The organism is [Actinomadura] parvosata subsp. kistnae, from assembly GCF_900323885.1.
Lineage (GTDB): Bacteria > Actinomycetota > Actinomycetes > Streptosporangiales > Streptosporangiaceae > Nonomuraea > Nonomuraea composti.
On the sequence record NZ_OOHJ01000018.1, the window covers coordinates 3,976,734 to 3,996,065 of the forward strand.

Here is a 19,332-nt window from a genome sequence, read left to right on the forward strand (position 1 = left end):
CCGGCCGTCACGTGGCGATGCCGCCGTTCTCGTGGGCGATCAGCCACTCCTTCACCGGCACGCCGTAGTAGTACCCGCCGTACCCGCCTCCTGTGGGCAACACCCGATGGCACGGGACGAACGGGGCGATCAGGTTCTGCGCGCAGGCCGAGCCCGCCGCCCGTGCCGCCGTTCGCGGCATGCCCGCCCGCTCCGCCAGCTCCGCGTAGGAGACGGTCGTTCCGGCCTTGACCTCGCGCAACGCCGCGTGCAGGCGCTTGCGGGTGGGCGAGCCGGGCTGCGAGACCGGGACGGCGTCCAGCGCGTGCAGGTCGCCGTCGAAGTACGCGCGGGACGCCTCGGCCGCGAGGCCGAGGTCGTCCACGACCTCCAGGCCCTCCGCCTGGAGCGCGGGCGTGAGCCGGGCGAACATGTCCGTCGGGTCGGCGGTGAAGCCGGCCGCGACCAGCACGCCCTCGCGGGCCAGCAGGGCCAGCGGGCCCACCGGCGTCGGTACGAGCTGGGCAGCGATCATGAGGAGCTCCAAAGATGCAGGGCGGCGTACGCCCGCCACGGGCGCCACCGCTCGATGTGGTCATGGGGGATGCCCAGGGCGGCCATGCGCTTGTTCAGCACGAGGTCGCCCGTGGGCCACGCGTCCGGGTCGCGCAGCGCGCGCAGCGCGATGTAGCTGGCCGTCCACGGGCCGATGCCGCGAACCTCCAGCAGCTCGGCCACGGCCTCGGCCGGGTCCTGGCCGCCGTCCAGGTCGATGTGGCCGTGGGCCACGCGGGCGGCGAGGTCCTTGAGCGTGTCGATCCGGCGGCCCGTCAGGCCGAGCCCGGTCAGGTCGGTGTCCAGGAGACGCGCGGGCGTGGGGAAGAGGCCGTCCGGCGCGGCGGCCCTGGCGACGATCCGGCCGAGCAGCGTACGGGCGCCCGCCACCGAGATCTGCTGGCCCACGACCGCGCGCACCGCCAGCTCGAACCCGTCGAACGCGCCCGGCACCCGCAGCCCCGGCCGGGCCGCGACGAGCGGGCCGAGCGAGGTCGGGCCGAGTGCCTGCGCGATGGCCTCCGGGTCGGCGTCCAGGTCGAGCAGACGGCGGCAGCGGGCCACGACGCGGGCGAGCTGGCGGGTGTCGGCCACGCTCACGTCCAGCGCGATGTGGTCGCGCCGAGGCGTGAGCGTGATCGTCCCGCCGGGCACGGCCCTGGCGTACGAGGTGAGGTCGGCCACCTCCAGGCCGGGGATCGCCCGGGAGGCGAGGAAGGCGAAGACGCCGTCCACGTCGTACGGCTCCCGCCGGTGCAGCCGCAGCCGCAACGTCGCACCTCCCGCCCCGGTCCCTTTCGTGGCTTCAGGGTTCCGGGCCCGGGGGCCGGCCGTGGCGCGCAGCTCGCTCGGCGTGAAACCGTACGTCTCCCGCATCGTCGCGTTGAACTGCCGCACGCTGCCGAACCCGGCCGCGAACGCCACCTCGGTCACCGGCAGCGCCGTCTCCGTCAGGAGCTGCTTGGCCAGCAGCAGCCGCTTCGTCCTGGCCACCGCCAGCGGCCCGACGCCCAGCTCGGTCACGAACAGCCGGTGCAGGTGCCGCTCGGTGATGTGCAGGCGCTGCGCGAGCCCGGCGACGCCCTGCTCGTCGGCCGCCCCGTCGTCGATGAGCCGCAGCGCCCGCCCGACGAGGTCGCCGCGCACGTCCCAGCCGGGGTCGCCGGGCGACAGCTCCGGGCGGCAGCGCTTGCACGGCCGGAACCCGGCCGCCTCCGCCGACGCCGCGTGCCGGTAGAAGCGCACGTTGCGCGCCGAAGGGGTGCGGGCCGGGCAGATGGGACGGCAGTAGATGCGCGTCGTCGTCACCGCCGTGTAGAACCGCCCGTCGAACCGGGCGTCCCTGGAGGAGACGGCCCGGTAGCAGGAGTCGAAGTCGAGCTCTAGTGGCGACATGTCTCCGACAGTATGCGCTCCCCAAGGGGACCGACTGGCGGATTTCGGACGCGAACGTCCGAGCCCCGGAGCTGCCGTCTACGGCTCGTGGCGTAGCGGGGATCGGACATAGGGGAGCCAGCTCAGCGCCATGACGGCGGCGCCGAGCGCCATCGCGGCGCCCGCGCCCCACAGCTCGCCGACGCCGGCCGCGAGCAGCCCGCCCGCCCCGAGCGCGCCGGTCAGGAGCAACCGCATCGTGGCCGTCATCCGGCCCAGCATGGCGTCCGGCGTGACCCGCTGCCGCAGGCTGACCAGCAGCACGTTGTTGAGCCCGGTGCGGAACGTCAGGACGAACCAGGCCGCCGCGCTCGCCCACACCCACGGCCCGCCCCAGGTCAGGAGCGGCACGACGAGCGCGGCGGGCGTGGTGACGACACTCGCCAGCCAGGCGGCCCGCCCGGTGCCGAGCCGGCGGCCGATGGCGTTCGCGCCGGCCGAGCCCGCCAGCACGCCGAGCCCGCCGGCGGCCAGGTACGCACCCACCACCCACTCGGGGTGGCCGAGCTGCTGGACGAGGACGACCGGGAGCAGGACGGAGCAGAGCGGGAACGCGAGGTTGGCCATCGTGCCCTGGAGCAGGGCGGTGACGAGGATCGGGTTGCCGAAGAGGAAACGCACCCCCTCCGCGATCTGCCGCCCCATCGGCTCCTGCCGCTCCATCGGCTCCGGCCGCTCCATCGGGTCGTCCGCGCAGCCCCGCCGTGCCCCGCCGGGCTCCGGGACGGTGCGGAGCCAGGCCGCCGACCACACGTAGCTCAGCGCGTCCAGCAGGATCGCCACCGGCGCCCCCGCCACCTGCACGAGCACCCCGGCCGCGCTGCGCCCGGCCACGTCCATCCCGGCCCCGGTGCCGACGAGCAGCGTGTTCGCGGGCGTGAGCCGCTCCCGCCCCACCAGCGCCGGCACGATGCTGTACGCGGCGACGTCGAACAGCAGCGTCCCGGCCCCGGTGAGCACGGCGACGACGTACAGGTGCCCCATGGACAGCTGGCCGGCCCACCACGCGAGCGGGACCGACAGCAGCACGGCGGCCCGGAGCAGGTCGGTGGCGATCATGAGGGGGCGCCGCCGCACCCGGTCCACCCAGGCGCCGGCGGGCAGCCCGAGCAGCAGCACGGTGAGCGTCCCGAGCGCCGAGAGCAGCCCGACCTCGCCCGCGCCGGCGCCGAGGGCGGTCACGGCGAGCAGGGGCAGGGCGACGTAGCTGATCTGGGAGCCGAGCTGGCTGACCGCGCCGGCCACGAAGAGGTTGCGGAAGCCGCGAAGCCGCAGCAGCGGCTCTTCCTTCACCGTCGTTGACATGACCGCCACGATGGTGAAATGTCGGCAAAGGTGCCATCGATTAAGTGAGGCGCGAATCCAATGACTCTCGACCTCGTCTTCACCGCGCCCGACCTCGCGAACATCCGCTTCGCGATCTCCCCGCTGGGCGAGGTCGTGGCCGCCGTGCGGGTGGCGAAGGACCCGGCGGCGCACCCGCTGCTGCGCCCCTGGGCCGAGCAGGTGCGGCGGCGCCTGCGCGACGTCGAGTGGGGGCTGCTGTCGGACCTGGTGCCGATGCCGACGATCACGATCGCGGGCTTCACCTGCACGCCGCCGTCCACGTCCATGCCGGACTTGGAGCTGGAGCTGGCCACGATGCGGGGCGCGGCCGGACGGGTCCGCGCGGATCTGGACGAGGTGCCAGGTCCCCGCACGAAACGGGTGCAGGCGCTCTACGACGACCCGGAGAAGGGGCTGGAACGCCTGGCCGGCGAGGTCACGGACTTCTGGCGGGCCGCGATGGCGCCGTACTGGCCGCGGATCAGAGCCCTGCTGGAGGGCGAGATCCTCTACCGGGCCAGGCTGCTGGCGGAGGGCGGCGCGCAGCGCATGCTGGCCGACCTCGACGAGGCCGTCACCTGGCACGACGGGACGTTGAGCATCCGGCACCGGTACGTCTCGGGCCCGCGACCGCTGCGCGGCCTCGGGTTGCTGCTGGTGCCGTCCGTGTTCGTCTGGCCGCGGGTGTTCTCGGTGACGCTGCCGCCGTACCAGCCGACCGTGCGGTACGCGCCGCGCGGCATCGCGACGCTGTGGGAGCGCCGCGAGGTGGCGCCGCCGGAGGCGCTGGCGGCCGTGCTGGGCAGGACGCGCGCCCGGCTGCTGGCCGAGCTGGACCAGCCGGCCTCGACGCGCGAGCTGGCCCGCCGCGCCGGTCTGTCGGAGCCGGGCGCGAACCAGCACCTCACCGCCCTGCGCCGGGCGGGCCTGTGCACGGCCCACCGTACGGGACGCTACGTGCTGTACGCCCGCACGGCGACCGCCGAGGCCCTCCTGGCGGACGGCCACCTGGAGGACGGCTCCTGAAGGTCGGCTACTTGACGGGACGGCTACTTCGAGGAGACGCCCACCCCCAGGTCGAACTCCCGGTAGACCCGCGCCCAGAACCCATCACGCAGCCACACCCGCGCCTCCGGGTAGGGCCGCAGCGAGTGCCCGAGCTCCTTCTCCGCCTCGATCAGCAGCTCGGTGTCGATCACGGTGGGCAGGATGGGCCCCGGCAGCAGGTCGCGGATGTTGTCGCGGCCACGGGTGAGGATCCACTTCTGGGCCACGTGCTCGCCCACGTCCTCCACGCGGGGCCGGCTCGGCCCGAGCTTGGCGACCTGGCCGGGCTTGGCGTGCGGTTTGACGGGGGCGCGCCCGGCGAAGACCTGCGCGGGCGAGGGTGCGGCGGCGGGCGGTGGGACGGGAACGGGCTGGGGAGCACGGCTGAAAAACGGTCTTAGGAAATCAGCACTGATCACTTCGACGGTGTCGGACTCCCACACCAGGCGTTCGGCCTGGTTGGTGCCGTACGGCGGTTCGACGCCCCACAGGTGGATGCGCACGCCGTACGCCTGCGCCGCCTCCACCGCCGGGACCATGTCCTCATCACCTGCCAGCAGGATCGTGTCGGTGACCGCATGATGCCTGGCCAGGGCCTCCAGATCACTCCGGATCTGTGCGTCGACACCCTTCTGCTGGCCGCGGGCGTTCAGGTTGCCGAGTCGCACCTTGACCCACGGAAGCTGAGCGATGACACGCTGGTCGACGGTAGGCACGCGATCACGGGCTGCGTCATACCAATAGATCCGCAGAAGTTCGCCCGAAATGCGTTCCTCTGCATGTTTCTGTAGACTCTGGATGAGCTCATCGGCGGCCACCCGATATTCCTTGCGCTCCTTCGCGCCGAGCAGTACCTCACCTGCCGCCGCGTACAGATAACCGACATCCACTAGGACGGCGTACTTGGCTGCCACAGGATGCGGCATGAGGTCTGGGATGGCCATGTCGTCCTCCAGGCCGCGGTGTTAGTTGATCGGCCGACTATATACGCCTACTTTCTCTAGATAGTCCCAACTCCCGGGGAACTTGACACCCGATTCGCAGGATCTATCTAGGGTAGTGCGCTCATCCGCCATGCCGACTTCCCTGGTGCGACAGGCTTACGCATAGCTCTAGCCGGGTTTCGCCACGTTTGTCGGGCCGGCTGTCTTCCGGGCTCGGCGGGCGCCTCCGCCCGGGCGCGCCGCGCCGCCAGGACGGCGGTGAGCGCGGCGATCTCCTCGGGCGTGGCGTCGCCCCGGACAATCCGCAGGTGAGGCGTCATAGCGGGATGTTCCCATGCTTCTTGGGCGGCAGCGTCATCCGCTTGTTCCTGAGGGCCCGCAGCGCCCTGATGACCTGGGGCCGGGTTTCGGACGGCCGGATCACCGCGTCCACGTAGCCGCGCTCGGCCGCGATGTACGGGTTGGCCAGGGTGTCCTCGTACTCGGTGACGAGGGCGGCCCGCTCGGCCTCGGGGTCGGCGGCGGCGGCGAGCCTGCGCCGGTGCAGGATGTTGACCGCGCCCTGCGCCCCCATGACCGCGATCTGCGCGGTGGGCCAGGCCAGGTTGATGTCCGCGCCGAGGTGCTTGGAGCCCATGACGTCGTACGCGCCGCCGTACGCCTTGCGGGTGATGACCGTGATCAGCGGGACGGTGGCCTCGGCGTAGGCGTACAGGAGCTTGGCGCCGCGCCGGATGATTCCGTTCCATTCCTGATCGGTACCGGGCAGGAAACCCGGCACATCTACAAAAGTCAGGATAGGAATATTAAACGCATCACATGTTCGAATAAATCTCGCGGCCTTCTCGGATGCGTTGATATCCAGACATCCGGCGAAATGCATGGGCTGGTTGGCCACCACGCCCACCGGCTGGCCGTCCAGCCGCCCGTACCCGACCACCACGTTCGGCGCGAACAGCGCGTGGACCTCCAGGAACTCCCCGTCGTCCAGCACGTGCTCGATCACCTGGCGCATGTCGTACGGCTGGTTCGGCGAGTCGGGGATCACCTCGTCCAGCGCCGGATCCGGGTCGAGGTCGGTGACCGGCTCGTACGCCGGAGCCTCGTCCAGGTTGTTCGACGGCAGGTACGACAGCAGCGCCTTGACGTACTCCAGCGCGTCCTGCTCGTCGGACGCCTGGTAGTGGGCCACCCCCGAGCGGGTGTTGTGCGCGTGCGCCCCGCCCAGCTCCTCGAACGTGACCTCCTCGCCGGTCACCGTCTTGATCACGTCGGGCCCCGTGATGAACATGTGCGACGTCTGGTCCACCATCACCACGAAGTCGGTCAGCGCGGGGGAGTAGACGTGCCCGCCCGCCGCGGCGCCCATGATGAGCGAGATCTGCGGGATGACGCCGGAGGCGTGCACGTTGCGCTTGAAGATCTCGGCGTACAGGCCGAGCGCGACCACGCCCTCCTGGATGCGGGCGCCGCCGCCCTCGTTGATGCCGATGATCGGGCAGCCGGTCTTCAGCGCCAGGTCGAGCACCTTGACGATCTTCTCGCCGTACACCTCGCCGAGCGAGCCGCCGAACACCGTCACGTCCTGCGAGAACACGCACACCTGGCGGCCGTCGATCGTGCCGTGCCCGGTGATGACGCCGTCGCCGTACGGCCGGCGCTCTTCCATCCCGAACATAGTGGACCTGTGCCGGGCGAACTCGTCGAACTCCACGAACGAGCCCTCGTCCAGCAGCGCCAGCACCCGCTCCCTGGCCGTCATCTTGCCCTTGGCGTGCTGCTTGTCCACCGCCGCTGACGAGCCCGCATGCACGGCCTCGTCGAGCCGCCGCTCCAGATCGGCGATCTTTCCGGCGGTGGTGTGGATATCCGGTTGCTCCGGCATCGCCTCCGCAGTACTCATGCGCGCAAGGCTAACCCGTCCTCCTAGAGTGGAGCCATGTCGGACGCGGTTCGCACGCACGCCCTCGTGAAAAGATTCGGGCAGCAAATCGCCGTCGCGGGGGTGGACCTCGTGGTCCCCGCCGGGAGCTTCGCCGGGCTGGTCGGGCCCAACGGAGCGGGCAAGACGACCACCCTCAGCATGATCACCGGGCTGCTGCGCCCCGACGGCGGCTCCGCCGAGGTCGACGGCTTCCACGTCTGGCGCGACCCCGTGGAGGTGAAGGCGCGCATCGGGGTGCTGCCCGAGGGGTTACGGCTGTTCGAGCGGCTGTCCGGCCGCGAGCTGCTCCTCTACAACGGGCGGCTGCGCGGCATCCCCAAGGCCGACGTCGAGCAGCGCGCCGCCGAGCTGCTGGCCGTGATGGACCTGACCGGCGCCGCGGACAAGCTCGTCGTCGACTACTCCACCGGCATGCGCAAGAAGATCGGCCTGGCCGCGGCGCTGCTGCACAACCCGTCCGTGCTCTTCCTCGACGAGCCGTTCGAGGGCGTCGACCCGGTCAGCGCCGACACGCTGACGGAGGTGCTGCGGCGCTACACCGCCTCCGGCTCCACCGTCATCTTCTCCAGCCACGTGATGGACCTGGTCGAGCGGCTGTGCGACTGGGTGTCGGTGATGAGCGCGGGCCACATCGTGGCACAGGGCCCCTTGGCGGACGTACGCGGCGACCGTCCCTCGCTCAACCAGGCGTTCCTGGAGCTCGTCGGCCGCTCCGCGCACACCGGCGGGCCGGGCCTGAGCTGGCTCGGCGCCCGGCCGTCCGAGCCGCGCCCATGAGCACCCCGTCCGGGAGCACCCCCGCGGTCAGCACCTCGTCGATGAGCACCGTCGCGCTGTTCGCGCGGCTCAAGCTCCGCCTGATGGCCGGTAACCTGCGCGGCGACCTCCAGCGCAAGCTCGGCTTCATCCTCACCCTCATCGCCGCCGTCTGGTTCGCCGTGCTCGGCTTCCTCCAGCTGGGCCTGCTGCGGCTGGCCTCGCCGGACCTCTCGGCCGCGCTCGTGATCGTGGCCTTCTCCGTGTTCCTGTTCGGCTGGATGGTCGTGCCGCTGATGGCGTTCGGCCTGGACGACACGCTCGACCCGGCCAAGCTGTCGCTGTTCCCGCTGGGGACGCGGCGGATGGCGATCGGCCTGTTCACCGCGTCCGTGACCGGGGTCTGGCCGGTGGCGATGCTGTTCGTCATGTTCGGCGCCTGGATCGGGCTGGCCGACGGCGCCGGGGGCTGGCTGCTCGGGGTGCCGGCCGTGCTGGTGCAGTTCGCGCTGTGCGTGGTGACGTCCCGGCTGATCACGACGGCGCTGTCCAGCGGGCTGCGCACCCGGCGCGGCCGGGACGTGCTGGCCGTGGCCGCGCTGCTCGTCGTGCTGCTCGCCCAGCTGCCCAACCTGCTGATGAACGGCGGCCTCGGCGACCCCGGAGCCGTGCTGCGGCAGCTCGCCGCCGCGCTGCGCTGGACCCCGCCCGGCATGCTCGCCCACGCCATCGCCGACGGTGGCCTCGTCGGGCTGGCCGAGGTGGTCTTCGTGGCGCTGCTCACCGTGGCGCTGGCCTGGCTGTGGATCAAGGCGCTCGGCCGCGCGCTCGTCACGCCCGACGTCTCCACGCAGGCCGCGTCCGTCCGCAAGGAGAGCGGCCTCGTCGACCGGTTCCTGCCGGACGGGCCGCTGGCGGCCGTGGTGACCAAGGAGCTGAAGTACATCAGGCGCGAGCCCCGCTACCGGGTCGGCTGGTTCAGCGCGGTCCTGGTGACGATCGTGCTGTCGTTCTCCCTGACCAGGTCGGGCGGCGGCGCGGCCGGGCTGCCGATCCTCCTCACCGCCTTCGGCGGGCTGCTGATGGCACTGCAGTCGGCCAACGCGTTCGGCGTCGAGGGCCGCTCCCTGTGGATGAACGCCGTCGCCTTCGGCTCCGAGCGCGGCCTGGCCACCGACCTGGCCGGGCGGCACCTGGCCGCCTCCGCCGTCGCCGTGCCGCTGCTGGCCGTGCTCGCCGTCGCCTCCGCGCTGCTCACCGGGCATCCCGAGGCGATCCTGGCCGCCGTACCCGTCGGGTGGGGCGCGCTCGGCATCGGGTTCGGCGTCGGGTCGGTGGCCAGCGTGGTGCTGCCGTACAGCGTGCCCGAGCGGATGAACGCCTTCAGCAGCGCCGCCCCCGGCCAGGGCGGCATCGCGCTCGCCTCCTCCATGGGCTCCATGGTGGCGATCGGGCTGCTCACGCTGCCGTTCGTGGTGCCGCTCCTGCTCGGCCTCACGTGGGTGTGCGTGCTCGCCCCGTTCTACGGCCTGCTCCTGGAGGTGCTCGGCCGTCGGCTCGCCGCGCGGATCGGCTTCGCCCGTACACCGGAGCTGCTGGCGGCCGTCTCAAAGGCCACCTGAGCAGTGGTCTAGTCCAATAACTGAGACCGGTCTACGGCGTCCAAAAGTGACTCGCTACCCTTCGAGACATGATTGACCAGGGGCTCGAGCGTCGCAGTGCCGCCGTAACCGAGATGCCGGACGAGCTACGTCACGATGTGCGTCTGCTGGGCAAACTGCTCGGCCAGGTGCTCGCCGAGCAAGGCGGCGAAGACCTGCTGGCCGACGTCGAACGCCTGCGCAAGGCCGTCATCGCGGCGCGCAGGGGCGAGATCTCGGCCGACGTGATCACCGAGATGGTCGCCGGATGGGAGATCGAGCGGGCCGTGGCCGTGGCCCGCGCGTTCACCTGCTACTTCCACCTGGCCAACCTGGCCGAGGAGCACTACCGCATCCGTACGCTGCGGGAGCGCGACGCCGAGGGCAGGGTGCAGCGCGAGTCGCTGGCACAGGCCGTACACGAGCTCGGCCACGAGCGCGTCAGCGAGCTGCTGGAGGGCCTGGAGCTGCATCCGGTGCTCACGGCGCACCCGACGGAGGCGCGCCGGCGCGCCGTCGTCACCGCCATCCAGCGCATCAGCGGCCAGCTCAGCGAGTACAACGCGCCGGGACGTGGCGCCTCCGAGCGCGCCGAGAGCAAGCGGCGCATGCTGGAGGAGATCGACCTCCTGTGGCGCACCGCCCAGCTCCGCTCCACCAAGCTCGACCCGCTCGACGAGGTGCGCACCGCCATGGCCGCCTTCGACGAGACGCTGTTCCGCATGGTGCCGCAGGTCTACCGCTCGCTCGACACCGCTCTCGACGAGCGCAGCGGCACCCGTCCGCCGCTGGCCAGGCCCTTCATCCGGTACGGAAGCTGGATCGGCGGCGACCGCGACGGCAACCCCAACGTGACCTCCAAGGTCACCAGGGAGACCATCCAGATCCAGTCCGAGCACGTGCTGACGGCGCTCGAAACCGCGTGCGCGCGCATCGCCCGCACGCTCACCGCCTCCGCCCAGTTCGCGCCCTGCTCGCCCGAGCTGAAGGCGGCGCTGGCCACGGCCGTGGACGCGCACCCCGAGGTGGTGTCCGAGGTGGCCACCCGCTCGCCGCGCGAGCCGCACCGGCAGTGGCTGCTGTTCGTGGCCGCGCGCATCGCCGCCACCCGCCGCCGCGACCTCGACCTCGCCTACCGCACCCCGGCCGAGCTGCTGGCCGACCTCCGGCTGACGCAGGAGTCGCTGGCCGCCTCGGCGCCGCGGCAGGCGTACGGGGAGCTGCAGCACCTCATCTGGCAGGTGGAGACGTTCGGCTTCCACCTGGCCGAGCTGGAGGTGCGCCAGCACTCCCAGGTGCACGCGGCGGCCCTGGCCGAGCTGCGGGCCGGCGGCGCGCTGTCGGAGCGCACCGAGGAGGTCCTGGCCACGATCCGGGTGATCGGCTGGATCCAGGAGCGGTACGGCGTCACCGCCTGCTCCCGCTACGTCGTCTCCTTCACCCGCTCCGCCGAGGACATCGCGGCGGTGTACGAGCTGGCCAGGCACGCGCTCGGCGACCGGGCGCCGGTGCTGGACGTGGTGCCGCTGTTCGAGTCGGGCCAGGACCTGGCCAACTCGCCCGACGTGCTCACCGGCATGCTCGACATCCCCGAGGTGCAGCGGCGGCTGGCCGACACCGGGCGGCGCATGGAGATCATGCTCGGCTACTCCGACTCGGCCAAGGAGCTCGGCCCCGCCGCCGCCACCCTCCGCCTCTACGAGGCGCAGGAGGCGCTGACCGCCTGGGCCGCCGAGCACGACGTCCAGCTGCGCATGTTCCACGGCCGGGGCGGCGCGCTCGGCCGCGGCGGCGGCCCCGCCAACCGCGCGGTGCTGGCGCAGGCGCCCGGCTCGGTCGCCGGCCGCTTCAAGGTCACCGAGCAGGGCGAGGTCATCTTCGCCCGCTACGGCCACATCGCCATCGCCCGCCGCCACCTGGAGCAGGTGGCCAACGCCGTCCTCCTGGCCTCCTCGCCCACCGTCGGCGCCCGCACCGCCACCGCCGCCGAACGCTTCCGCGGCATGGCCGAGCAGGTCGCCACCGCCTCGGAGCAGGCGTACCGCGCGCTCACCGAGGCGCCGGGCTTCCCCGAGTGGTTCGGCCTGGTCAGCCCGCTCGAGGAGCTCGGCAGCCTGCGCCTCGGCTCCCGGCCCGCCCGCCGCGGCCTCGGCGCCCCCGCTCCCTGGACGACCTGCGCGCCATCCCCTGGGTCTTCGCCTGGGCCCAGACCCGCGTCAACCTCCCCGGCTGGTACGGCCTCGGCACCGGCCTGGCCGCCGTCGACTCCCTCGACGAGCTGCGGGCGGCGTACGCGGAGTGGCCGCTGTTCAACGTGATGCTGGACAACGCCGAGATGTCCCTGGCCAAGACCGACCGCTCCATCGCCAAGCGCTACCTGGCGCTGGGCGGCCGGGAGGACTTCGCCCAGCAGGTGCTGGAGGAGTACGACCGGACCAGGGACCTGGTGCTGCGGGTCACGGGGCACACGCGGCTGCTGGAGAACCGCAAGGTGCTCTCGCGCGCCGTCCAGCTCCGCGACCCGTACGTGGACGCCCTGTCGCACCTCCAGCTCAGGGCGCTGCGCGCGCTGCGCACGGAAACCCTCTCGGACCAGGACCGCGACCGCCTCTCCACCCTGCTGCTGCTGTCGGTGAACGGCGTGGCGGCCGGCCTCCAGAACACCGGCTGACGCTCCCGGTGAGCGGGAGGTGACCCCCGAGGGGGCGCCTCCCGCGCTCACCCGAGGCTGCGGAAGAAGGCGATGACGTCCGAGGTGAGGGCTTCCGTGGCGGAGTGGGCCGTGTAGTGGCCGTGGGCCGGGGCCGGGAGGGTCTTCCAGGAGACGATGTTGGTGTGGTCGCGGTCGGCGAAGCGGCGGATCGACGTGAAGTCGCCCTCGCCCATGGCCAGCGCGATCGGCACGGTGGTCGGCTCCTTGGGCTGCTCGGCGCGGGCGTTCTCCCAGTAGAGGCGCAGCGCGGAGCCGGCCGTGCCGGTGAACCAGTGGATGGCGGCGTTGGCGATCACGAAGTCGTCGTCGAGGTCCTCGTCGAAGAGCTGGGCGAGCCAGCCGACGAGCCCGGCGGGGGAGTCGGTGATGGCGTGCGCGAGCGTCTGCGGCTGCTGGGACTGCAACACGTTGAACGCGCCCTTCTCCTTCCAGAACCAGTCGAGCACGGCCAGCCCCGCCTGCTCCTCCTCGCTCAGGCCGGCGAACTCGGCCGGGTCGCCCGAGGGGAAGGAGAAGATCTGGGTGACGTGCACGCCCACGACGTGCTCGGGGGCGATCCGGCCGATCTCGGGGGAGATCATCGAGCCGCCGTCGTTGCCGACCGCGCCGTAGCGCTCGTAGCCGAGGCGGGACATCAGCTCGGCCCAGGCCCTGGCGATGCGCTGGTTGTTCCAGCCGAGCTCGCGGGTGGGGCCGGAGAAGCCGTAGCCGGGCAGCGACGGGATGACCAGGTGGAAGTGGCGCGACAGGGGCTCGATGGCGCGCAGGTATTCGGCGATGGAGCCGGGCCAGCCGTGGGTGAGGATCAGGGGGAGCGCGTCGGGGTTGTCGGAGCGGACGTGCAGGAAGTGGATGTTCTGGCCGTCGATCTCGGTGGTGAACTGCGGGTACGCGTTGAGCGTGGCCTCCAGCGCCCGCCAGTCGAACCCGTCGCGCCAGTGGGCGACCAGCCGCTTGACCCGCTCGACGCTGACGCCCTGCTCGGCGCCGGGGATCTCGTCGGCGAAGCGGGTGCGGGCGAGGCGGGCCTGGAGGTCGTCGAGGTCGGCCTGGGGGATCTGGACGCGGAAGGGGGTGATGGTGCTCATGGACGAACCTCCGAGAGAAGGAACGGAATGTTTCGTTCTGTTCCCAGAATAGCAGAACGGAATGCTTCATTCCACTGTTTAGCCGATGATCCTTTCCGCCCCCGCGTACACGTTGCAGCGCTCCCCGCGCAGGAAGCCCACCAGCGTCAACCCGAACTCCCTGGCCAGCTCCACCGCCAGCGACGACGGCGCCGACACCGCGCACACCACCGGGACGCCCGCCGCCAGCGCCTTCTGCATGATCTCGTAGCTGGTCCGCCCGCTCACCATGAGCACGTGCTCGGCCAGCGGCAGCCGCCCCGTCAGTGAGGCCCAGCCGACCAGCTTGTCCACCGCGTTGTGCCGGCCCACGTCCTCGCGCACCGCCATCGGCGTCCCGTCGGCGGAGAACAGCCCGGCCGCGTGCAGGCCGCCCGTCTTGCCGAAGACGCCCTGGGCCGCCCGCAACGCGTCCGGCAGCCCGTACAGCACCTCGGGGGTGAGCTTGAGCGAGCCGCGCGGGACGGCCGCGCACCGGTCGCGCAGCGCGTCGAGGCTCGCCGAGCCGCAGACGCCGCACGCGCTGGAGGTCAGGAAGTGGCGGTCGAGCGCGGGCAGGTCGGGCAACGGGCCGCGCAGGCGCACGGTGACGGTGTTGTAGCGGGCCTCGGGCGGCAGATCCTCGTCGGTGCAGTAGGCGATCGACGCGATGTCCTCGTGCCGGGCCAGCCCCTCGCCGTGCAGGAAGCCGGCGGCCAGCTCGAAGTCGTGCCCCGGCGTGCGCATGGTGATCGCGACGGTCCGGCGCGTGCCGTCGGGCGCGGTCAGGCGCAGCTCCAGCGGCTCCTCCGTGGCCAGGTCGTCGCGCCGCTCCCGGGCGGACGAGCCGGACAGCTCCGTGATCCTGATCCGGGTGGTCGGCCCGGGGCGCTCGCTCACCCCACCATCTTGCCTCCTCCATCTTCCGGCGCCGGCCATCAGGGAAGATGGGGAGATGGCCGACTCACGCTACTCCGACCTCGACCGCCCGCCGCTGTCCGAGGCGGCGCTCAACCGCGCCCTGGTCCACCCGGGCTCGATGTGGACGGCTGTCACCGTCGTCGACAGCACCGGCTCCACCAACGCCGACCTCGCCCGGGCCGCCAGAGAGGGCGCGCCCGAGGGCACGGTGCTGGTCGCGGAGGCGCAGGAGGCCGGGCGCGGGCGCCTCGGCCGCACCTGGTCGGCGCCGGCCCGCTCGGGGCTGACGTTCTCCATCCTGCTGCGGCCCGAGGTGCCGCCGCTCGCGCAGGGCTGGCTCCCGCTCCTGTACGGCGTGGCCGCCGCCTCCGCCGTGCGCCGCCTCGCGGAGGTCGAGGTGGGCCTCAAGTGGCCCAACGACCTGCTGATCGGCGAGCGCAAGCTGGCCGGCGTGCTGGCCGAGCGGGTCGAGGACGCCGTCGTCATCGGCATGGGCCTGAACGTGACGCTCCGCCCCGACGAGCTGCCCACCGAGACGGCCACGTCGCTGGGCATCGAGCAGGCCGCCTGCCTCGACCGCGACCCGCTGCTGCGGGCCGTGCTGCGCGAGTTCGAGAGCCACTACCGCGACTGGACCGAGGCCAAGGGCGACGCCGACGCGGCGGGGCTGCGCGCGGCGTACCTCGCCGTCAGCGCCACCGTCGGCCGCGACGTGCGGGTGGAGCTGCCCGCCCAGCAGGCGCTGACCGGCCGCGCGACCGGCGTGGACGGCGCCGGCCACCTCCAGGTGGAGTCGGCCGGCGAGCGCTACACGCTGAGCGCCGGCGACGTCGTGCACGTGCGGGCGGTGGACTGAGCGGGTAGCTGCATCACCGGAGCCACCTGCCCGTTGCGTCATGGACATGGCCCCGGCACCCCGATGGTGGCACGATGCTGCCCATGACCCTTCCCGACCACCATCTGACGCAGGGTGAGCGGCGCGTCCGGTCCTTCCACCCCCACTGGAAGCGGCTCGTCGTGCCCTTCATCGCGCTGGTCCTCATCGCCGCGGCTACGGGCGCGGCGCTGTACTTCATCCCCGACTTCGCGTACGTGTCCTACGCGCGGATCGCGGTCGTCGTCATCGGGCTCATCCTGCTCACGATCTGGTCGTTCGTGCCGTACCTGCAGTGGAAGAACACCGGCTACGTGCTCACCACGCACCGCTTCACGATCAGCACCGGCGTGCTCAACAAGTCGACCGACGAGATCCCGATCACCAAGGTCAACACGGTCAGCTCCGACCAGACCCTCCCCGAGCGGCTGCTCGGCTGCGGCACGCTGACGGTCGAGTCGGCCGGCGACCGCGGGGAGATCGTGCTGAAGGACATCCCGAAGATCCAGGACGTCCGCACCGACCTGTTCAGGCTCGTCGAGGACGCCTCCGACGGCGAGGTCGACGGCCGTTGAAGTAGCCTCCTCGGATGAGCGAAGCCCGTCCCGGCCGCCCGAGCGCCGAGGAGATCGAGCGACTGCTGGTCGGCCTGCCGCCCCGGTACACGCGGGCGGAGGTCGCCGCCAAGAGCGGGGTGCGGCAGGAGCTGGCCGAGCGCATCTGGCGGGCGCTCGGCTTCGCGCAGCGGGCCGACGACGCCGTGGCGTTCACCGAGGCCGACGTCGACGCGTTGCGCCGGGTCCGCAGCATGCTCGACGGCGGCCTGCTCGACGAGCAGACCGTGATCAGGATGGCCCGCGCGCTCGGCCAGACCACGGCCAGGCTGGCGCAGTGGCAGGCCGAGATCATGATCGGCACGATGCTGCCGCCGGAGCCGTCCGACGACGACCTGGCGACGGTGCTCGACACGGCGCAGGGGCTGCTGCCCGACTTCGAGCACGTGCTCATCCACGTGTGGCGGGCCCAGCTCGCCGCCGCCGGCACCCGGCTGCTGGCCATCGCCGACGTCAACGACGAGCCGGTGCCGACCAGGGTGGCGATGGCGGTGGGGTTCGCGGACCTGGTGTCGTTCACCAGGCGCAGCCGCGAGCTGGGCGAGAAGGAGCTGGCCGAGCTGGTGGAGGGGTTCGAGGCGCGGGCCTCCGACGTGGTGGCCGGGCACGGCGCCCGGCTGGTCAAGACGCTCGGCGACGAGGTGCTGTTCACCGCGCAGGAGCCGGGGCAGGCCGCGGCCATCGCCCTCGACCTCGTGGAGACCGAGGAGCTGCGCATCGGCATGGCGTACGGGCCGGTGGTGCCGATGATGGGCGACGTGTTCGGCACGACGGTCAACCTCGCCGCCCGGCTCACCGCCATCGCCAGGCCCGGCACGATCCTCGTCGACGAGGCGCTGGCGGCGGGGCTCGACGGCGGGCCGTACGAGCCGCACCGGATCAGGCGGCGCCCGGCGAGAGGGCTCGGCGTGGTCCAGCCGTATGTCTTGCGGAGATCATCCTCCTGACACAAGATGACTGGCATGCCGTACGAAGTGCAGGGCGTGGTAGCCCAGGGCAAGGGTCAGGAAGTTTCCCTCGAGACGGTGCTCGTGCCGGATCCGGGTCCGGGCGAGGCGGTGGTGAACGTGCAGGCCTGCGGCGTGTGCCACACCGACCTGCACTACCGGGAGGGCGGGATCAGCGACGACTACCCGTTCCTGCTGGGGCACGAGGCGGCGGGCACCGTCGAGGCGGTCGGCGAGGGCGTCACGGGCCTGGAGCCGGGTGACTTCGTGATCCTCAACTGGCGGGCAGTGTGCGGCCAGTGCCGCGCCTGCCTGCGCGGCCGCCCGTGGTACTGCTTCGCCACGCACAACGCCCAGCAGAAGATGACGCTCAAGGACGGCACGGAGCTGTCGCCCGCGCTCGGCATCGGCGCGTTCCTGGAGAAGACGCTGGTCGCGGCCGGCCAGTGCACGAAGGTGTCGGCCGAGGCTCCGGCGCAGGTGGCGGGCCTGCTCGGGTGCGGCGTGATGGCGGGCATCGGCGCGGCCGTCAACACCGGCCAGGTGACGCGCGGCGACAGCGTGGCGGTGATCGGCTGCGGCGGCGTGGGCGACGCGGCCATCCTGGGCTCGTCGCTGGCCGGCGCTGCGAAGATCATCGCGGTGGACGTGGACGACCGGAAGCTGGAGTGGGCGCGCGGCTTCGGCGCCACCCACACGGTCAACTCCCGCTCGGCGGACCCGGTGGAGGCGATCCGCGACCTGACGGGGGGCAACGGCGCCGACGTCGTCATCGAGGCGGTGGGCCGGCCCGAGACGTACGAGCAGGCGTTCTACGCCCGCGACCTGGCCGGCACGGTCGTGCTGGTCGGCGTGCCCACCCCTGAGATGCGCATCGACCTGCCGCTGCTCGACGTGTTCGGCCGCGGCGGCGCGCTCAAGTCGAGCTGGTACGGCGACTGCCTGCCCTCGCGCGACTTCCCCATGCTGATCGACCTGTTCCTGCAGAACCGCCTGCCGCTCGACAAGTTCGTCTCGGAGACGATCGGGCTCGACCAGGTCGAGGAGGCGTTCGGGAAGATGCACCGCGGCGAGGTGCTGCGTTCGGTGGTGGTCCTCTAAATGATCGACCGGGTCATCACGTCGGGCACCTTCTCCCTCGACGGCGGCACGTGGGACGTCGACAACAACATCTGGCTGGTGGGCGACGCGCGCGAGGTCGTGGTCATCGACGCCGCCCACGACGCCGCGGCGATCGCCGAGCGGGTCGGCGGGCGCACGGTCAGGGCCATCCTGTGCACGCACGCGCACAACGACCACATCAACGCCGCCCGCGACCTGGCCGCGCTGACCGGCGCGCCGATCCGGCTGCACCCGGCGGACCAGGTGCTGTGGGAGCAGGTGTACGGGCCGGAGGTGGCGTACGAGCCGCTGGCCGACGGGGAGAAGCTGGCGGCCGGGGGCGTCACCCTGGAGATCCGGCACACGCCGGGGCACGCGCCGGGCGCGGTCTGCGTGTACGCGCCGGAGCTGGGGGCCGTGTTCAGCGGTGACACCCTGTTCAAGGGCGGGCCGGGGGCGACGGGCCGCTCGTTCAGCTCGTTTGAGACGATCATCGAGTCGATCAGGGAGCGGCTGCTGACGCTCCCGCCGGAGACGGTCGTGCACACCGGGCACGGCGACTCGACCGCGATCGGCGCCGAGGCGCCGCACCTGGAGGAGTGGATCGCGCGAGGTCACTGACCGCGAAGGGGGGGTAGGCGAGTGTGACCCACCCAACGTAGGCAAGCCTAACCAAAGTGGGTTACCTTAGGTGTGCCTAACCTTATAGCGCCCACCCCTTCGCGAAAGGCTTGTCCCCGGATGTACGTCTGCATTTGTCGTGCTGTGACCGAAAATGAGGTCCACGACTGCATTGCCGCCGGGGCGAAGAGCGCGAAGCAGATCCGCGACACCACTGGTGCTGGTGGGGACTGTGCCCGTTGTGTACGGAAGATCTGTGCGATCCTGAAACGGTCTGAAGAACTGACGACCGCATAGCCGGATAGCGATGAGGGGCCCGTCATGCAGGGCGACAAGCAGATCATCGAATTGCTCAACGAACAACTGACCGCCGAGCTCACCGCGATCAACCAGTACTTCCTGCACGCCAAGATGCAGGAGAACTGGGGGTACACCAAGCTCGCCGAGCACACCCGTTACGAGTCGATCGAGGAGATGCGCCACGCCGAGCGCCTCACCGATCGCATCCTCTTCCTTGAGGGCCTGCCCAACTACCAGCGGCTCGGCACCCTGCACATCGGCCAGACCGTCGAAGAGCAGCTCAAGGCCGACCTCGAAGTGGAGCTGTCGGTGGTGGAGCGGCTGCGGCCGGCCATCCAGCTGATGCGCGAGAAGGGCGACATCACCTCGGCCAACATCTTCGAGGACATCTTGAAGGACGAGGAAGAGCACATCGACTACCTGGAGACGGAGCTGGGGCTGATCAACAGCCTCGGGATCCAGCTCTACCTGGCGCGCTACGCCGAGCCCACGTCCCACGACGACTAGCC

Annotated in this window: 18 protein-coding genes and 1 pseudogene; 11 read left to right on the plus strand and 8 right to left on the minus strand. The window is 71.8% G+C overall.

Annotated elements, in window-relative coordinates; all coding sequences use genetic code 11:
• Nucleotides 1–7 precede the first annotated feature (7 nt).
• From KIS93_RS38950 to KIS93_RS38960, 3 genes are all read right to left on the minus strand, one after another.
• A complete protein-coding gene (locus tag KIS93_RS38950; protein WP_080042952.1) occupies nt 8–514 on the minus strand; it encodes a methylated-DNA--[protein]-cysteine S-methyltransferase in 507 nt (168 codons plus the stop codon).
• The gene (locus tag KIS93_RS38955) at nt 511–1,929 is read right to left on the minus strand and encodes a DNA-3-methyladenine glycosylase 2 family protein (RefSeq protein WP_080042951.1); all 1,419 of its coding nucleotides are present in this window, start codon (nt 1,927–1,929) and stop codon (nt 511–513) included. The genes KIS93_RS38950 and KIS93_RS38955 overlap by 4 nt, the downstream gene beginning before the upstream one ends.
• 78 nt (nt 1,930–2,007) lie before the next feature.
• The gene (locus KIS93_RS38960) at nt 2,008–3,273 is read right to left on the minus strand and encodes an MFS transporter (RefSeq protein WP_080042950.1); all 1,266 of its coding nucleotides are present in this window, start codon (nt 3,271–3,273) and stop codon (nt 2,008–2,010) included.
• A 60-nt stretch (nt 3,274–3,333) separates the two neighbouring features.
• On the opposite strand from KIS93_RS38960, the gene KIS93_RS38965 reads away from it, so the two are divergent.
• Nucleotides 3,334–4,320 (plus strand): DUF5937 family protein, encoded by a 987-nt coding sequence (locus tag KIS93_RS38965; RefSeq protein ID WP_080042949.1) that lies wholly within the window; start codon nt 3,334–3,336, stop codon nt 4,318–4,320.
• A 23-nt stretch (nt 4,321–4,343) separates the two neighbouring features.
• Here the strand turns inward: KIS93_RS38965 and KIS93_RS38970 are convergent, their stop codons facing one another.
• From KIS93_RS38970 to KIS93_RS38980, 3 genes are all read right to left on the minus strand, one after another.
• Nucleotides 4,344–5,285 carry an NYN domain-containing protein gene (locus tag KIS93_RS38970; protein ID WP_080042948.1) on the minus strand — a complete coding sequence of 314 codons (942 nt, stop codon included), beginning with the start codon at nt 5,283–5,285 and terminating at the stop codon, nt 4,344–4,346.
• 107 nt (nt 5,286–5,392) lie between these two features.
• On the minus strand, nt 5,393–5,605 hold the full coding sequence (locus KIS93_RS38975; protein ID WP_080042947.1) for an acyl-CoA carboxylase subunit epsilon: 213 nt from the start codon (nt 5,603–5,605) through the stop codon (nt 5,393–5,395).
• On the minus strand, nt 5,602–7,188 hold the full coding sequence (locus KIS93_RS38980; RefSeq protein ID WP_080042946.1) for an acyl-CoA carboxylase subunit beta: 1,587 nt from the start codon (nt 7,186–7,188) through the stop codon (nt 5,602–5,604). The genes KIS93_RS38975 and KIS93_RS38980 overlap by 4 nt, the downstream gene beginning before the upstream one ends.
• Before the next feature lie 36 nt (nt 7,189–7,224).
• Here KIS93_RS38980 and KIS93_RS38985 point away from each other — a divergent pair, with 36 nt between their 5' ends.
• From KIS93_RS38985 to KIS93_RS38995, 3 genes and pseudogenes are all read left to right on the plus strand, one after another.
• Entirely contained in the window at nt 7,225–8,007 is a 783-nt protein-coding gene (locus tag KIS93_RS38985) for an ABC transporter ATP-binding protein (protein WP_080042945.1), read from the plus strand.
• Nucleotides 8,004–9,608 carry a hypothetical protein gene (locus tag KIS93_RS38990; RefSeq protein WP_230465592.1) on the plus strand — a complete coding sequence of 535 codons (1,605 nt, stop codon included), beginning with the start codon at nt 8,004–8,006 and terminating at the stop codon, nt 9,606–9,608. Before KIS93_RS38985 ends, KIS93_RS38990 begins: the two co-directional genes overlap by 4 nt.
• 68 nt (nt 9,609–9,676) lie before the next feature.
• Nucleotides 9,677–12,297, plus strand: a pseudogene (locus tag KIS93_RS38995) (phosphoenolpyruvate carboxylase).
• Between the two features lie 47 nt (nt 12,298–12,344).
• Here the strand turns inward: KIS93_RS38995 and KIS93_RS39000 are convergent.
• Together KIS93_RS39000 and fdhD are read right to left on the minus strand one after the other, a co-directional pair.
• The gene (locus KIS93_RS39000) at nt 12,345–13,427 is read right to left on the minus strand and encodes an epoxide hydrolase family protein (RefSeq protein ID WP_080042943.1); all 1,083 of its coding nucleotides are present in this window, start codon (nt 13,425–13,427) and stop codon (nt 12,345–12,347) included.
• Between the two features lie 78 nt (nt 13,428–13,505).
• Entirely contained in the window at nt 13,506–14,345 is an 840-nt protein-coding gene (fdhD, locus tag KIS93_RS39005) for a formate dehydrogenase accessory sulfurtransferase FdhD (RefSeq protein ID WP_230465591.1), read from the minus strand.
• A gap of 55 nt (nt 14,346–14,400) precedes the next feature.
• On the opposite strand from fdhD, the gene KIS93_RS39010 reads away from it, so the two are divergent.
• From KIS93_RS39010 to bfr, 7 genes are all read left to right on the plus strand, one after another.
• On the plus strand, nt 14,401–15,222 hold the full coding sequence (locus tag KIS93_RS39010) for a biotin--[acetyl-CoA-carboxylase] ligase (RefSeq protein ID WP_080042941.1): 822 nt from the start codon (nt 14,401–14,403) through the stop codon (nt 15,220–15,222).
• A gap of 83 nt (nt 15,223–15,305) precedes the next feature.
• Entirely contained in the window at nt 15,306–15,815 is a 510-nt protein-coding gene (locus KIS93_RS39015; protein ID WP_080047257.1) for a PH domain-containing protein, read from the plus strand.
• A 14-nt stretch (nt 15,816–15,829) separates the two neighbouring features.
• The gene (locus KIS93_RS39020; protein WP_080042940.1) at nt 15,830–16,801 is read left to right on the plus strand and encodes an adenylate/guanylate cyclase domain-containing protein; all 972 of its coding nucleotides are present in this window, start codon (nt 15,830–15,832) and stop codon (nt 16,799–16,801) included.
• Nucleotides 16,802–16,816: 15 nt separating this feature from the next.
• Nucleotides 16,817–17,902 carry an S-(hydroxymethyl)mycothiol dehydrogenase gene (locus KIS93_RS39025; protein ID WP_080042939.1) on the plus strand — a complete coding sequence of 362 codons (1,086 nt, stop codon included), beginning with the start codon at nt 16,817–16,819 and terminating at the stop codon, nt 17,900–17,902.
• A complete protein-coding gene (locus tag KIS93_RS39030) occupies nt 17,903–18,523 on the plus strand; it encodes an MBL fold metallo-hydrolase (protein WP_080042938.1) in 621 nt (206 codons plus the stop codon).
• Nucleotides 18,524–18,643: 120 nt separating this feature from the next.
• Entirely contained in the window at nt 18,644–18,820 is a 177-nt protein-coding gene (locus tag KIS93_RS39035) for a (2Fe-2S)-binding protein (RefSeq protein ID WP_080042937.1), read from the plus strand.
• A gap of 24 nt (nt 18,821–18,844) precedes the next feature.
• Nucleotides 18,845–19,330: a bacterioferritin gene (gene bfr / locus KIS93_RS39040; protein ID WP_080042936.1), complete on the plus strand. Its 486-nt coding sequence runs from the start codon at nt 18,845–18,847 to the stop codon at nt 19,328–19,330.
• The last annotated feature ends 2 nt before the right edge of the window (nt 19,331–19,332 follow it).

Excerpts from the sequence above, each read along its gene's own strand:
- KIS93_RS38980 (WP_080042946.1), bottom strand. The coding sequence starts at position 7,188 with ATGAGTACTGCGGAGGCGATGCCGGAGCAACCGGATATCCACACCACC.
- KIS93_RS38970 (WP_080042948.1), bottom strand. The coding sequence starts at position 5,285 with ATGGCCATCCCAGACCTCATGCCGCATCCTGTGGCAGCCAAGTACGCC.
- KIS93_RS39015 (WP_080047257.1), top strand. The coding sequence starts at position 15,306 with ATGACCCTTCCCGACCACCATCTGACGCAGGGTGAGCGGCGCGTCCGG.
- KIS93_RS38990 (WP_230465592.1), top strand. The coding sequence starts at position 8,004 with ATGAGCACCCCGTCCGGGAGCACCCCCGCGGTCAGCACCTCGTCGATG.
- KIS93_RS39020 (WP_080042940.1), top strand. The coding sequence starts at position 15,830 with ATGAGCGAAGCCCGTCCCGGCCGCCCGAGCGCCGAGGAGATCGAGCGA.
- KIS93_RS38950 (WP_080042952.1), bottom strand. The coding sequence starts at position 514 with ATGATCGCTGCCCAGCTCGTACCGACGCCGGTGGGCCCGCTGGCCCTG.
- KIS93_RS39030 (WP_080042938.1), top strand. The coding sequence starts at position 17,903 with ATGATCGACCGGGTCATCACGTCGGGCACCTTCTCCCTCGACGGCGGC.
- KIS93_RS38985 (WP_080042945.1), top strand. The coding sequence starts at position 7,225 with ATGTCGGACGCGGTTCGCACGCACGCCCTCGTGAAAAGATTCGGGCAG.
- KIS93_RS39010 (WP_080042941.1), top strand. The coding sequence starts at position 14,401 with ATGGCCGACTCACGCTACTCCGACCTCGACCGCCCGCCGCTGTCCGAG.
- KIS93_RS38955 (WP_080042951.1), bottom strand. The coding sequence starts at position 1,929 with ATGTCGCCACTAGAGCTCGACTTCGACTCCTGCTACCGGGCCGTCTCC.
- KIS93_RS39000 (WP_080042943.1), bottom strand. The coding sequence starts at position 13,427 with ATGAGCACCATCACCCCCTTCCGCGTCCAGATCCCCCAGGCCGACCTC.
- KIS93_RS38960 (WP_080042950.1), bottom strand. The coding sequence starts at position 3,273 with ATGTCAACGACGGTGAAGGAAGAGCCGCTGCTGCGGCTTCGCGGCTTC.
- KIS93_RS38975 (WP_080042947.1), bottom strand. The coding sequence starts at position 5,605 with ATGACGCCTCACCTGCGGATTGTCCGGGGCGACGCCACGCCCGAGGAG.
- KIS93_RS39025 (WP_080042939.1), top strand. The coding sequence starts at position 16,817 with ATGCCGTACGAAGTGCAGGGCGTGGTAGCCCAGGGCAAGGGTCAGGAA.
- KIS93_RS38965 (WP_080042949.1), top strand. The coding sequence starts at position 3,334 with ATGACTCTCGACCTCGTCTTCACCGCGCCCGACCTCGCGAACATCCGC.
- bfr (WP_080042936.1), top strand. The coding sequence starts at position 18,845 with ATGCAGGGCGACAAGCAGATCATCGAATTGCTCAACGAACAACTGACC.
- KIS93_RS39035 (WP_080042937.1), top strand. The coding sequence starts at position 18,644 with ATGTACGTCTGCATTTGTCGTGCTGTGACCGAAAATGAGGTCCACGAC.